The following is a 13592-nucleotide window of genomic DNA, read 5'->3' as shown; positions in this document are numbered from 1 at the left end:
ATCGGAGCATTGAGATGAAAGTAAGTCCCTTGACCAGCGCCGGCTTCAAGCTCGAAAAGATCCTCCCGGTCGACGTGAAGCGCGCGACGGTGGTCGCGTTTTTTGCGTGGGTGTTCGCGGTGTACGACTTCATTCTGTTCGGCACGCTGCTGCCGGAAATCGGCAAGCACTACAACTGGGACGCCGCCACCCAGGCCGAGATCGCGACTTTCGTGGCGATCGGCACGGCAATCATCGCTTTCGGCATCGGCCCTTTGCTCGACCGCGTGGGACGCAAGGCCGCCTTGCTGTGGACGGTCGCCGGCGCGGCGCTGTGCTCGGGTCTTACAGTGCTCGGCGGTGCGATGGGCCAGTGGCCGCTGGTGCTGATCCGTTCGCTGTCGGGTCTCGGTTACGCCGAGGAAACCGTCAACGCGACGTATCTGAACGAGTTGTACTCGGCTGCCGACGATCCGCGCCTGAACCGCAACAAGGGCTTCATCTACAGTCTCGTGCAAGGTGGCTGGCCGATCGGCGCGCTGATCGCGTCGGGTCTGACCGCGCTGCTGCTGCCGCGCATCGGCTGGCAAGGCTGCTTTATTTTCGCGACGTTTCCCGCCATCGTGATCTTCTTCATGACGCGGCGTCTGAAAGAAAGCCCGCAATTCCTGCTGCACAAACGCATCAAGCAACTGCGCGAAGGCGGCCAGGACACGGACGCACGCGCACTCGCCAGCGAACACCGCGTCGACTACGAACAGCACGCCCGCGCCGGGCTGCGTGAAGCGTTTCGCGGCGACGCGTTGCGCGCGACGCTCGTGCTCGGCGGCGGCATCCTGCTGAACTGGTCGGCAATCCAGGTGTTCAGCGTGCTCGGCACCACGGTGCTGACCCGCGTGCACAACGTCTCGTTCGAAAACTCGCTGCTGATTCTGGTGCTTTCGAATGTGATCGGCTACTGCGGCTATCTGAGCCACGGCTGGATCGGCGACAAGATCGGCCGTCGCAACACGCTCGCGATCGGCTGGATGTGCGGCGGCCTCGCATTCGCCGGCATGTTGCTCGGACCGAGCAGCTATGCGGTGGTGGTCGCGTTGTACAGCCTGGGTCTGTTCTTCCTGATCGGACCGTATTCGGCGGCGCTGTTCTTCATCGGCGAGAGCTATCCCACGGCGATTCGCGGCACCGGTAGCTCGATCGTTCACGCAATGGGTCCGGTCGGCGCGATCCTCGCAGGTGTCGGCGTGACCTCGATGCTGAATCACGGCGTGGACTGGCTGCATGCGGCACTGTGGTTCGGCGCGCTGCCCTGCTTCCTGTCCGGCGTGCTGATCTTTTTCGCGAAGCACGTCAACCCGGAACGTATTCATTAATCCCTCGTCCTTATCAAGCAGACAAGCCATGAGCGAATCTCACTCCACCCAGGTCGCGCTGATCACCGGCGCGGCAAGCGGCATCGGCCAGGCGCTGGCGCTCGCGTACGCGCAGACCGGCGTCGCCGTCGTCGGCGGCTACTTTCCCGGCGATCCGCACGACCCGCACGAAACCGAACGACTCGTGGCCGATGCGGGCGGCCAGTGCGTGATGCATCCCGTCGACGTACGTTCCGCCGAGCAGGTCGACGCATTCGCCGCGGCCGCGCTGGCGCGCTTCGGGCGCATCGATTTCGCGGTCGCCAATGCAGGTCTGCTGCGCGCGGCCCCGCTCACCGAGATGCGCGACGAGCAATGGTTCGAGATGATCGATGTCGATCTGTCAGGCGTGATGCGCACCTTCCGCTCGGCCGCACGACATATGTCCGACGGCGGCGCGATGGTCGCGGTGTCGTCGATTGCGGGTGGCGTGTACGGCTGGGAAAATCACACGCATTACTCGGCGGCGAAAGCGGGTGTGCCGGGTCTTTGCCGTGCGGTCGCGATGGAACTCGCGCCGCGCAGGATTCGCTGCAACGCGGTGATTCCCGGACTGATCGAAACGCCGCAATCGCTCGATGCCGTGAATTCGCTCGGCCCGGAAGGCCTGCTCGAAGCGGCGCGCGGCATTCCCTTGCAGCGGGTGGGACGCCCATCGGAAATCGCCACGCTCATCCGCTTCCTGACGAGCGAAGACGCGTCGTACATCACCGGGCAGGCGATCATCGCGGACGGCGGCCTGACGGTGCGCTGGCCGGGTTGAGCCGCCTGGAACGGGATAGAGCGCTATAGAGCATCAAGGAGAACCGGATCATGAGCAGCACATTTTCACTCGACGGCCGCCGCGCCGTCATCACGGGCGCGGCGAGCGGCATTGGCGCCGCGATTGCACTCGCGTATGCGTCGGCGGGCGCACAACTCGTACTGGCAGACCGCGATGTAGCGCGTCTGAACCAGCAGGCCGATGTCTGCCGCAAGCTGGGCGCGACGGTCCATACGGTGCAGGCGGATGTCGGTGTCGAAGCGGACGCCAACCGTATCGTCGATCAGTGCGTAGAGGCGCTCGGCGGCATCGATATTCTGGTCAATAACGCGGGCATGCTGACGCAGGCGCGCTGCGTCGACCTCACCACCGACATGTGGGACGAGATGATGCGCGTCGATCTGCGCAGCGTGTTTCTCTGTACGCGCCGCGCGTTACCGTCGATGATCGCGCAACGCTGGGGCCGCGTCATCAACGTGGCGTCGCAACTCGGCATCAAGGGCGGCGCGGAGCTTTCGCACTACTCCGCGGCGAAGGCCGGCGTAATCGGCTTCACCAAATCGCTTGCGCTCGAAGTCGCTCCGGACAATGTACTGGTGAACGCCATCGCACCGGGACCGATCGAAACCGCGCTGGTCGATGGCATCAGTGCGGCCTGGAAAGCGGCGAAGTCGGCCGAATTGCCGTTGCGACGCTTCGGCCGCGCGGAAGAAGTGGCGCCTACCGCGCTGCTGCTGGCTTCGGACCCTGGCGGCAACCTCTTCGTCGGCCAGACGCTCGGCCCGAATTCCGGCGACGTGATGCCCTGAGCGGCGTTCGTCGGCTCTCTCTGGAGAAGCATCATGTGCGGAATGTGCGGCCTGCTGGGCGGCGGCAATCACTGGTCGAATACCACTGCGCCCGTGTCTTCTACGACCGGCGCCGGCAGCGCGCCGAATACGCGCCGTCAGCGTCTGTTGCAAGCCGCGCTGGCGAATCGCATTCTCGTTCCGCTGCGCTTGCGTCTGGACGACTTTCACGGGCAATCGTTCATGTTGTCGTCGCCGACCGGCGCCAGCGAAATGGTCGGCGATTTCGCGCAGGTGTGGAAAACCGCGGAGCGCATGCTCGGCCGTCCGCTCGATCCGCTGACCATGTTCGCTCAAACCGAAGCCAATGCCGATGTCGTGGTCGATGCCGCCGTCGATGCCGCCGTGACGTCACAACCGGAGCCCGTATGAGCCTCGCCTACGACATCCTGCCCGTCACGCTCGTAACCGGCTTTCTGGGCAGCGGCAAATCCACACTGCTCGCCGACGTATTGACCGGCGAAGCCGCGCGCGACACCGCCGTGCTCGTCAACGAATTCGGCGAGATCGGACTCGATCATCTGCTGATGGGCGAGGTCGATGCTCAAACCGTGTTGCTCGATAACGGCTGCGTATGCTGCTCGATACGCGGTGAGCTAAAGGAAGCGCTGGCCGAGCTGTTCTCGAAGCGCGCACGCGGGGACGTGCCTGCGTTTTCGCGCGTGGTGATCGAGACGACCGGTCTCGCGACACCCGCGCCGATCATCGCGACGCTGCTCGCCGATCCGGTGATACGCAGTCACTATGCGTTGAACGTGACCGTGACCGTTGTCGATGCGGTGAATGCCGGCCTGCAACGCGAGCGCTATCCCGAGTGGCTCGCGCAGATCAGTGCGACGGACCGTATCGTGATCAGCAAAACCGATCTGACCGACACGGAGCAGGTCGACGCTTTACGCGTTGTATTGACCGCGTTGAACCCGCTGGCGGAAATCGTGACGCGAGCCGCGACGGCGGACGCGTTGCGTGACCTGCTGTTCACACCCGCTCGTCACGTGCCCGACGCCGTTGAAAGTGTCACCCGACTCGGCGCGGGATCGTTGCGTCTGCGCGAAGGCGGCGGCACACGACTTTCGCATCGAAGCGAAACGTCAACCCGATCCGATTCGATCACCTCCGCGTGCCTGACCATCGACACGCCCATCGACTGGCAGGTCTTCACGCTGTGGTTCACGCTGCTGCTGAACCGTCACGGTGATAAGATTTTGCGCGTGAAAGGGCTGCTCTCGCTCGAAGGCTCGGACCGTCCCGCCGTATTGCACGCGGTACAGCATCTGGTTCATCCCGTGCTGCACCTCGACGCATGGCCCGACGACTCGCATGAACCCCACGTCTCGCGGCTGGTCTTCATTACGGAAGGTATCGAGGCTCATGCAATCGACACGTCGTACAGGCGCTTTTGCGCGGCACTGCAAGAGGCGGCCTGACTGTTCGCCCCTCGTGTTCGCCGCTCGCGTTCGTGCGTGACCCACCCCACTACTTCGACCCGCCCAAGCCAGTGCGCACCTCTCCCGAAGCACCCGCCGTCCATCGCGGCAAGATCGAACTGCGCGTGCTCGGCACGTCGGTGACCTTGCAGGACCACATTCGCGAGCAGGCGGAGCGCGACCTCGGTATCAAACTGCGTTACATCGTCGAAGATGGCTCCGCCGTGCAACGCAATGGCGTGATGCATCCGCAAAGCTACGATCTCTACGACCAGTGGTTTCACAGCATCGACTGCCTGTGGCCGGCGCACGCACTGCAACCCATCGACCTCGCACGCATCGCTCGCTGGGACGAGATCAATTCGCTGCCGCGTGCCGGACGGCTCGGCAAACGCACCTGCACGGGTGCGGGCTCGGTACCGGTCGACCGCCTGTACGTGCAGCCGGATAACTCGCTCGGCCGCCGGCCCAGCGAGCGTATCAGCATGTTGCCGCTCACTCACAATGCGGACAGCTTCGTGTATCTCGACGACACGCTGCCCGCCTCGCTGATCGAGCGTGGCGAAAGCTGGTCCTGGCTGCTCGCGCCCGAACTCGCCGGACGCGTCGCCTTGCAGGCCGACGCCGCGATCGGCGCGATCGACGCCGCGCTCGCTGTCGAAGCAAGCGGCCTGATGCAGTTCGCGGATATCGGCAATCTGAGCATCGAGGAAATCGACGCCTTGATCGCCACGCTGATCGATTACAAACGGCGTGGCCATTTCGCGGGCTTCTGGTCGAGTTTCGCCGAAGCCGCGCAACTGATGATCTCCAGCAAGGTGGCGATTCAGAGCATCTGGTCGCCCGCGACCGTCGAACTGGAAAAGGCCGGCCTCAAATTCCGGCTCGCGAGTCCGCGCGAAGGTTATCGTGCGTGGTTCGGCGGCCTGTCCTTGTCACGTGCGACCAGCGGCCGCGTACTCGACGCCGCGTACGACTATCTGAACTGGTGGCTCGACGGCTGGGCCGGTGCGACGATGGCCCGGCAAGGCTTCTATATCGCCAATCAGGAACGCTCGCGCGACTATCTGAGCAATGCCGAGTGGGCTTACTGGTACGATGGCAAGGCCGCGGCGGACGAATTGCCGGGCCCCGTCAGCGCGCATCTCGTGGCCGCCGGTCAACGCCGCGACGGTGGCAGCTACGTGGCACGCATGGGCCGCATCGCGGTGTGGGACTCCGTGATGGACGAACATAATTATCTGGTGCGCCGCTGGGCCGAATTCATGCGCGCGTGACGACCTACTTGATCCAACGATGACAAGACGTGCAGGGCTCACCTCAGCGCCGGGCGCTTCCGCCACCGATGCGGCGACCCGCGAGGCCGATGGCTCCCATAGCGAAGTAACCGCTGTCGAAGGCGAGACGCGTCTGCGTTACCGGCTGATTCACGATCAGTTGAAAGACGCGATCTTGCGCGGCCGGATCGCAGCCGGACTGGTCCTGCTCGAAGGGCCGGTTGCGCGAATCTTCGGCACGAGTCGCGTGCCGGTCAGAAAGGCCTTCGAGTTGCTGCACGAAGGCGGCCTGTTACGCACGTTCGAAGGACGCGGCTATCTGGTGGCCGGTCCCAACGCTCCCGACGGTGCCGATCCGCAGCCGCTGCGCGTACCGCTCTCGGAAGCCACGCTCGGCTTCGACGAAACGCCCGCGCCGCTCGCGCTGCCATCCATTAGCGAACGCATCTATCACGATCTCGAAGCGACGGTGTCGATCGGCATTGCGTTCGGTCATTTCCGTATCGACGAATCCGAAGCGGCCGAGACGTTTGGCGTGAGCCGCGGCGCGGTGCGCGAAGCGCTGAGCCGCTTGCGCGATCTGGGACTCGTCGAGAAATCGGCTTATTCGCACTGGATGTGCGGCCCGCTGACCGCGCGCGCGGTCCGGCACGACTACGAACTGCGCCTGCTGCTCGAACCGGCCGCATTGGCCGCGAGTGCGCCGCTGCTCTCGCACGATGCGCTGAGCGAGGCCTACAGCGAAGTGGAGCGCGCGATAGCGGAACCCGAACGGGTGGACCCGGATGCATTGCAGCGGCTAGAGAACAGCCTGCATATCGACTGCCTGGGTCGTGCGCCGAACAGGAAACTGCTCGAGACCATCGGGCATGCTCATATGCCGTTGACGGTCAATTACGCGTTCTATAACGCGTTCGATCTGCATCCCGATACGGCCACGCTGATCGAACACCGGACCGTGCTCAAGCACCTGCTGGACGGCGATGCGAATGCGGCAGCCGACGCCTTGCGGGTTCATCTGCAAGCCGGGCAGAAGCGCACGCTGCAACGTCTGAAGGTGCTGGCAGTATTGCCGGAACCGGATCTGCCTGGCTTCATGCAGCGGATTGCCTGATGGTTCGATATAGAGGTCGCAGCCCGTTCGGCCATTACCTGCTATGAGCCACGCTGGCGTCCCGCAACCGGACTAACTATCCTCGTCGAGATCGCGCGACAGTTGGTCGAGACGCGTGACTTCCTCGTCGAGCAGCGCATACTCGCGGCTGCATAACAACTCGCACAGTCGATCGACCTTGCTGCGCCCCTCCACGTTGAAGGTCGTCACAGTGCGGTCCATTTTGGGCTTACCGAAGCCGAACAGACCTTTCTTCTCCTGCATCGATACGGCGTTCAACTGGAAACTCTCGCCCAGTTCGGTACCAAGCACGCTGATCCACAATTCGCGCTGATCTTCTTCGTTCTTCAGTACTAGCGCGGGCAGCGGACCGTCCTGTGTTTCGTTCCATAAAGCCAGCTGCGCGGCCCATGGAAAGTTTTCCAGCGCGCGGATAAAGCCAGCAAAATCCGTACTCCCCTGCGAATCGAGCTGGTCATAGTCGTAGCCTGCTTTCTGAATTGCATAGGTCAACATCGATCTCATCCCGACGAATGAAAGCGCCACTATACGCGAACGACATCCTTGTTCGTCCGTGCAATAATCATTGCTCTCATGTGACTGGCGCAGACAGATAGACCACTATCGGGGAGCATGAGGTGTCGATTCGCCGCGCGCCTGGGCATTACCTGCTTGTCTCTGGAGACGGTTATGCCTGATTTTGCGAATCTGTTGATGTTCGGTCTCGTCGCGTTGGGAATGGTACTAACGCCGGGACCGAACATGATCTATCTGATCTCACGTTCAATCTGCCAGGGCAGACGCGCCGGCCTCATTTCGCTGGGCGGCGTTGCGCTCGGCTTCGTGTTCTACATGCTCTGCGCGGCATTCGGCATAACGGCATTTCTGTTTGCCATACCGTACGCCTACGACACGCTGCGTTTTGGCGGCGCTTTGTATCTGCTCTTTCTCGCGTGGCAAGCGGTGAAGCCTGGCGGGCGCTCCGCGTTCGCCGTGCGCGATCTTCCCGTCGATACGCCCCGAAAGCTCTTTAGCATGGGGTTCATCACGAACCTGGCGAATCCGAAAATCGCGGTCATGTATCTGTCGCTGCTACCGCAATTCATTACGCCGGGACATGGCAGCTTGCTGACGCAATCGTTGGCGCTCGGCAGCGTGCAGATTGCAATCAGCCTTGCAGTGAACGCGCTGATTGCGATGATGGCCGGATCGATCTCGGCGTTTCTGTCCGGACGCCCTTTGTGGCTGCTGGTGCAACGCTGGCTGATGGGAACCGTGCTGGCGGGTCTCGCTGTCCGCATGGCGTTTGAATCGAGAAGATAGCGAGTCGCGTCCCGTTCGTCTACGACGTGCACGCCTGCAGTTGCTGCGCGAGCAGGGCGGCATGCGGAGTCAACGCGGCGAAGTCGCGCGCACAGAGATAAAGGCGCCGCGTCGCCCACGCTTCCGAGAGCGGAACGACAGCCAGGTCGCGACGCAATGTTCTGGCCAGTCCATCCGACAGAATCGAGATGCCGACGCCGGCTTCGATCAGCATGGCCACGTGGTCGGTGTTGCGCACCTGGATGCGATAGTCGAGTTGCCGTCCGAGGCGCGCAGCTCGTTCCGCAAGGTGGATTTCGAGCGCCGCGTCTGCCACGCCCACTATCGGCTCGTCGAGGATATCGGCGAACGCCACACTCGACTGTCGCGCGAAGCGATGCGTCCGGCTGGTGACCGCGACGAGCTGATCGGTGGCTATCGGGTAGGTCTGCAGTGTGCCGAGATCGGTGACATCCGCGACGACGCCCAGGTCTGCGCGCCGGTCCATCAGAGTCTGGACGATCCCGGCACTGGGCAGCTCGTCCAGATCGATCGACAGGTCGCGATGCGCCGCCAGAAACCGGCATAGCTCGGGCGGCAGGAATGCCGCCATCGCGGCGCTGTTCGTCAGGAGCCGGATGCGCCCTTTCAGGCCTGTTGCGTAGGTCCGCAGATCCCCGCGCATCATTTCGACCTGGCCGAGAATCGTGCGGGCATGACGGACCAGCGCGTCGCCCGCGGCGGTCGTCTTCACCCCACGCCGGTTCCGTTCGAGCAACGACGCGCCCAATGCCGCTTCCATGCTCGCCATGCGTTCACTGACCGAGGCCAGCGCGAGATGCATCGCACGCGCCCCCTGCGTCAGGCTTCCGCATTCGACGACGCTCAGAAACAGCCGCAAATCTGTGAGATCGAAGCGCATGGCCGGTTACCCTGGTTTCGGAATTTCCGAAGTCTACCACCTTGAATTTCCAGATTGTGAGGCCGTGCGGCGGCGAATAAGATCGCCTGCATGAACTTATCCGTGTTGATTTTCCTCGCTGGAATCACGGCCGGCGCGATGAACGCGCTCGCGGGCGGCGGTTCGTTTGTCAGCCTGCCGGCACTGATCGCAGTGGGCGTGCCTCCGGTTCAGGCGAATGCGTCCAGCACGGTCGCGCTGTTCCCGGGCGGACTGGCAAGCGCGTGGGCCTATCGCGACGGACTGCGCCCGGTCGGCGCCGTGTCGCTTCGCGCACTGCTGCTCACGACTCTGGCCGGCGGCCTGGTCGGCGCGATGTTGCTGCTACGGACGTCGTCCGCAGCGTTCACGTTCGTACTGCCATGGCTGCTTCTCGTCGCGTCTCTCGCGCTCGGCTTCGGGCGACGCATCGGCGAGGCGTTGCGCAGACGCTGGCAGATTCCCGCGCACCTGGTACTGGCGGTTCAATTCGCGCTCGGCGTCTATGGTGGCTACTTCGGTGGCGCGGTCGGCATCATGATGATTGCGATGTGGGGCCTGCTCGACCGCTGCGATCTGAAGCACCTCAATGCGCCGCGTACGCTTCTGGTCAGCGCGGCGAATGTCGTTGCGGTGATCGCGTTCAGCGCGGCGAACGCGGTGCGCTGGCCCGAGACGCTGATCATGCTGGCCGGCGCAATCATTGGCGGATACGTCGGGGCGCGAATCGGACGACGGGCGCCGCCGGAAGTCATCCGTGCAATCACGCTTCTGGCTACTTCCTGCATCACGCTGGCGTTCTTCGTGAAGACGTATGGGCCGGTGTTGTTGCAGCGCTGATGGATGGAGGAGACATCATGCTTGGCGCCTTGCTGGAAACAATAGGAGCGCTCGGGATTCTGCTGAGTCTGGCGGTACGGTTATGGTGGCGTTGGCCGCGGTAGCGGGGCGAGCAACCGCAATCGGTGAGATGCGGAAACGACCTCCCTGCTGCCGGCTCCCGGCGTCGTGCGTGATTCCGGCGTTTGCCCGGTGATGGGTCGGCGCTATTCCGACTGACAGTTAGTTGCGTTTAGGCCGCACCGACTTTATCCGTCTCACCGACTCGCCTCCGTTCACCACAGCAACGGCGCGCCGGTCTTCGCATTCATTTCCTCGGGCGTTACCCCTTCGGCAAGTTCGACCACGCGCAGGCCGTGCGCGGTGACATCGATCACACCGAGGTCCGTAATGATCCGGTCGACCACGCCGACGCCGGTCAGCGGCAGCGTGCACGACGGCAGAATCTTCCATTCCCATGCGCCCTCTCCGGTCGTGACCACGTGCTCCATGAGTACGACGACTCTTCGCACGCCGGCGACGAGATCCATCGCGCCGCCCATGCCCTTCACCCGCTTTCCCGGAATCATCCAGTTCGCCAGATCGCCGATCGCGCTCACCTGCAGCGCGCCAAGAATCGACAGATCGATCTTGCCGCCCCGGACCATCGCGAAGCTGTCATGCGAGCCGACGATGCTGGTGCCCGCAATCGTCGTGACGGTTTCCTTGCCGGCATTGATCACATCCGCATCGACCTGGGCTTCGTCGGGATAGGGGCCGATTCCGATCATGCCGTTTTCACTGTGGAACCAGACATCCTCGTGCGCCGACGCGTAATTGGCCACCAGGGTCGGCAGTCCGATACCCAGGTTGACGTAGTAGCCGTCCTGCAACTCCTGCGCGGCGCGCATGGCCATCTGCGGGTGAAGCCATGCCATGATCAGTCTCCTGTGCGCGCACGGGTCGTGCGCCGTTCAATACGTTTCTCCGGGTGTGCATTGACGACGATCCGATGCACGTAAATGCCCGGCAGATGAATTTCGTCGGGATCGAGCGCGCCGCATTCGACCAGCTCCTCGACCTCGGCAACGGTCGTTTTTCCGGCCATCGCCACCGCCGGGTTGAAGTTTCGCGCGGTGCGCCGGAACACCAGATTGCCGGCGCGATCCGCCTTCCATGCCTTGACGAGCGACACCTCCGGCACCAGCGCGCGCTCCATCACATAGTCCTCGCCGTCGAAGTCGCGCACCTCTTTTCCCTGCGACACCACGGTGCCGACACCGGTCTTCGTGAAGAACGCGGGAATGCCCGCGCCGCCCGCGCGCAGCCGCTCGGCAAGCGTGCCCTGAGGCGCGAACTCCAGTTCGAGTTCGCCTTCCAGGTATTGCCGTTCGAACTCCCTGTTTTCGCCGACGTAGCTCGAAATCATTTTCCGGATCTGCCTCGTTTCCAGCAGCTTGCCGAGGCCGAATCCGTCGACACCGGCATTGTTGGAAATCACGGTGAGACCGCGAACGCCTTTGGCAACGAGGCCGTCGATCAACATCTCGGGGATGCCGCAAAGGCCGAAGCCCCCGACGGCCAGCAACTGATCGTCGCGGACCAGTCCTTCGAACGCGTCACTCGCGTCCCGATACACCTTGCCCATGATCTTCGTCTCCTGGTTGGCCGACGCTGCCGGTTTACCGGCGCGTCTTTTCGAATGTTTGCGCGCACTGCCAGCCAATTGCGGCGAGCGGCGCCGCTTTCGCCGCCGTCGCGACGGCATCCGCCGCGGCGGCGTTGCCCTGGTGAGCCCGCTCGCCGATACCGTGCAGAATCGCGGCCATCCGGAACAGGTTGTACGCGAGGTAGAACTCCCAATGCTCCCGCACGGAGCGGCCGGTCGCCGTTTCGTATCGGCCGATGTATTCCGCCTCCTCGGGTATCCCCAATCCGGACAGATCCAGCCCGGCAATACCGCGCCATAAATCCGCCGGAATTCGCCAGCTCATGCAGTGATACGCGAAGTCCGCGGCGGGGTGCCCCAGCGTGGACAGCTCCCAGTCGAGCACCGCGATCACGCGCGGTTCGTGCGGATGAAAGACGAGATTGTCGAGCCGGTAATCGCCGTGGACCAGCGTAGTCTCGTCGTCGCCGGGCACCTGCTCTGGCAACCAGTCCATCAGGCGCAGCATGTCCGCGCTCACGGGCAGCGTCGCTTCACGACATTGCCTTGACCAGCGGCCAATCTGGCGCGCGAAGTAGTTGCCCGACTTGCCGAAGTCGGCCAGACCGCTCGCGACGATATCGACATCGTGCAGCGCCGCCATCACCCGGTTCATCTCGAGGTAGATCTCGCGTCGCTCGACCGGCGTCATGCCCGGCAGCGACTGGTCGACCAGCACGCGGCCATCCACATACTCCATCAGATAGAACGGCGTCCCGACGATGCTTTCGTCATCGAAGTAGCCGATCATTCCGGGCACCGGCACGCCACTTCCCTCGAGCGCTTTCATCACGCGATATTCACGGTCGATTGCGTGCGCCGACGGTTGCAGCTGTCCGCCTGGCCGTTTGCGAAGCACACAGGGAACGGCGGCGCCTTCGATCCGGAAGGTTGGATTGGACTGGCCGCCGCTCAACGGTTTCAGCGACACCGTATCGGGCGCACCGACGCCTTGCGCTCGCAGCGTCGCCGCGAGTGCGCGCAGATCGAAGCTTGGCGACTCGCCAGTGATGGACAGGGCGGTCGTCATAGCGCACTCACGAGGTGGCCGCCATCGACGGCGACGAGCGAGCCCGACATACCGCGCCCAGCGTCCGAGGCCAGCAGCAGGAGCGGACCGTCGAGATCGCCGGGGACGCCGAAGCGCCGGCTCGGAATGCGCAGACGCAGCTTGTCGCCGGCGGCGCTCGCCAGAAATTCGCGGTTCAGATCGGTGACGACGTAGCCCGGCAGCAGCGCATTGACGCGAATGTCGTAGCGCGCCAGTTCGAGTGCCATCGTCCGGGTGGCCTGCAATAGCGCCGCCTTCGAGATTGCATAGGCCGCGACGCCGCCGGTAACCCGCTGCCCGAGGATCGATGCCACGTTGACGATCGAGCCGGGCCTGCCCGCCGCGACCAGCCGACGCGCGGCCTCGGTCGCGACGAGCCAGGCGCCCTTGAGATTGGTGTTCATGACCTGATCCCAGTCGGCTTCGTCGTGTTCGAGAAGCGGCTTATGCACGCTCACGCCCGCATTGTTGATCACGATGCCGGGAAGACCGACGCCGGCTTCGAGTTCGGCGAACAGCGCCTTGACGCTTGCGCCGTCATCGACGTTCAGCGCATGGGGAAACGCTTCACCCCCGCTTTGCGCGATGTCCTCGACCACGTCGCGCAACCGGCCCGTGTCGCGCGCGGTGACGATCACGCGCGCGCCGGCTGCGGCCAGCGTCGTGGCAGCGCGCCGACCCAGTCCGCTCGATGCGCCGGTCACGAGCGCGAGTTGTCCGTCGAGGCGGAAGACCGAGAGAATGTCCGCGGCGTTCATGCGTGTCCCCTCGCATCGAGCAGCTTGCGCGCCATGCTCCAGCGGTGCACCTCGCTCGGGCCGTCGTAAATGCGAAACGCGCGCATGTCCATGAAAATGCGCATCGCCATCGATTCGCCGGTCACGCCGCGTCCGCCGAGCACCTGGACGCTGCGATCGACCACCCGCCACAGCGCCTCCGAACACACGACCTT

16 protein-coding genes and 1 riboswitch are annotated in these 13592 nt (G+C 63.8%); of the genes, 9 read left to right on the top strand and 7 right to left on the bottom strand.

All coding sequences use genetic code 11. The annotated features are described in order from the left end of the window. Positions 1–14 precede the first annotated feature (14 nt). The 7 genes from FQ746_RS02850 to FQ746_RS02820 all read left to right on the top strand — a co-directional run bounded on the left by FQ746_RS02850 (position 15) and on the right by FQ746_RS02820 (position 6820). Positions 15–1352, top strand: a complete 1338-nt coding sequence (locus tag FQ746_RS02850; RefSeq protein WP_144107356.1) for an MFS transporter — start codon at positions 15–17, stop codon at positions 1350–1352. 28 nt (positions 1353–1380) lie between these two features. Then, positions 1381–2154 carry an SDR family NAD(P)-dependent oxidoreductase gene (locus FQ746_RS02845; RefSeq protein WP_144107354.1) on the top strand — a complete coding sequence of 258 codons (774 nt, stop codon included), beginning with the start codon at positions 1381–1383 and terminating at the stop codon, positions 2152–2154. 50 nt (positions 2155–2204) lie between these two features. Continuing rightward, positions 2205–2963: an SDR family NAD(P)-dependent oxidoreductase gene (locus FQ746_RS02840; protein ID WP_144107352.1), complete on the top strand. Its 759-nt coding sequence runs from the start codon at positions 2205–2207 to the stop codon at positions 2961–2963. Positions 2964–2996: 33 nt separating this feature from the next. Further along, entirely contained in the window at positions 2997–3374 is a 378-nt protein-coding gene (locus tag FQ746_RS02835) for a hypothetical protein (protein ID WP_260853860.1), read from the top strand. Continuing rightward, on the top strand, positions 3371–4429 hold the full coding sequence (locus tag FQ746_RS02830; protein ID WP_144107350.1) for a CobW family GTP-binding protein: 1059 nt from the start codon (positions 3371–3373) through the stop codon (positions 4427–4429). The genes FQ746_RS02835 and FQ746_RS02830 overlap by 4 nt, the downstream gene beginning before the upstream one ends. 125 nt (positions 4430–4554) lie before the next feature. Further along, entirely contained in the window at positions 4555–5706 is a 1152-nt protein-coding gene (locus tag FQ746_RS02825; RefSeq protein WP_144107593.1) for a PotD/PotF family extracellular solute-binding protein, read from the top strand. A gap of 19 nt (positions 5707–5725) precedes the next feature. Continuing rightward, complete coding sequence (locus tag FQ746_RS02820) at positions 5726–6820, top strand: GntR family transcriptional regulator (RefSeq protein WP_144107348.1); 1095 nt, start codon at positions 5726–5728, stop codon at positions 6818–6820. Positions 6821–6892: 72 nt separating this feature from the next. Here the strand turns inward: FQ746_RS02820 and FQ746_RS02815 are convergent, their stop codons facing one another. Further along, on the bottom strand, positions 6893–7336 hold the full coding sequence (locus tag FQ746_RS02815) for a hypothetical protein (protein ID WP_144107346.1): 444 nt from the start codon (positions 7334–7336) through the stop codon (positions 6893–6895). Positions 7337–7406: 70 nt separating this feature from the next. Next, positions 7407–7490, top strand: a riboswitch (ZMP/ZTP riboswitch). Positions 7491–7510: 20 nt separating this feature from the next. Here FQ746_RS02815 and FQ746_RS02810 point away from each other — a divergent pair. Next, positions 7511–8143, top strand: coding sequence for a LysE family translocator (locus tag FQ746_RS02810; RefSeq protein ID WP_144107344.1), 633 nt, complete (start codon positions 7511–7513; stop codon positions 8141–8143). A gap of 19 nt (positions 8144–8162) precedes the next feature. On the opposite strand, the gene FQ746_RS02805 is transcribed toward FQ746_RS02810, so the two are convergent. Further along, the gene (locus tag FQ746_RS02805; RefSeq protein WP_144107342.1) at positions 8163–9044 is read right to left on the bottom strand and encodes a LysR family transcriptional regulator; all 882 of its coding nucleotides are present in this window, start codon (positions 9042–9044) and stop codon (positions 8163–8165) included. A 90-nt stretch (positions 9045–9134) separates the two neighbouring features. Between FQ746_RS02805 and FQ746_RS02800 the strand changes: the two genes are divergently transcribed. Then, the gene (locus FQ746_RS02800; RefSeq protein WP_144107340.1) at positions 9135–9902 is read left to right on the top strand and encodes a sulfite exporter TauE/SafE family protein; all 768 of its coding nucleotides are present in this window, start codon (positions 9135–9137) and stop codon (positions 9900–9902) included. A 275-nt stretch (positions 9903–10177) separates the two neighbouring features. Here the strand turns inward: FQ746_RS02800 and FQ746_RS02795 are convergent, their stop codons facing one another. From FQ746_RS02795 to FQ746_RS02775, 5 genes are all read right to left on the bottom strand, one after another. Next, on the bottom strand, positions 10178–10819 hold the full coding sequence (locus tag FQ746_RS02795) for a 3-oxoacid CoA-transferase subunit B (RefSeq protein ID WP_144107338.1): 642 nt from the start codon (positions 10817–10819) through the stop codon (positions 10178–10180). A gap of 2 nt (positions 10820–10821) precedes the next feature. Further along, a complete protein-coding gene (locus FQ746_RS02790) occupies positions 10822–11529 on the bottom strand; it encodes a CoA transferase subunit A (RefSeq protein WP_144107336.1) in 708 nt (235 codons plus the stop codon). Between the two features lie 34 nt (positions 11530–11563). After that, on the bottom strand, positions 11564–12619 hold the full coding sequence (locus FQ746_RS02785; RefSeq protein WP_144107334.1) for a phosphotransferase family protein: 1056 nt from the start codon (positions 12617–12619) through the stop codon (positions 11564–11566). Continuing rightward, the gene (locus FQ746_RS02780) at positions 12616–13398 is read right to left on the bottom strand and encodes an SDR family NAD(P)-dependent oxidoreductase (protein ID WP_144107332.1); all 783 of its coding nucleotides are present in this window, start codon (positions 13396–13398) and stop codon (positions 12616–12618) included. The genes FQ746_RS02785 and FQ746_RS02780 overlap by 4 nt, the downstream gene beginning before the upstream one ends. Next, a partial coding sequence (locus tag FQ746_RS02775; RefSeq protein ID WP_260853859.1) for an acyl-CoA dehydrogenase family protein occupies positions 13395–13592 on the bottom strand: 198 nt, incomplete at its 5' end. The genes FQ746_RS02775 and FQ746_RS02780, both read right to left, overlap by 4 nt.

This window comes from Paraburkholderia sp. BCC1886 (assembly GCF_900996245.1).
In the GTDB taxonomy this organism is placed as follows: Bacteria; Pseudomonadota; Gammaproteobacteria; order Burkholderiales; family Burkholderiaceae; genus Paraburkholderia.
This window is presented reverse-complemented; position numbering and strand designations above follow the sequence as displayed.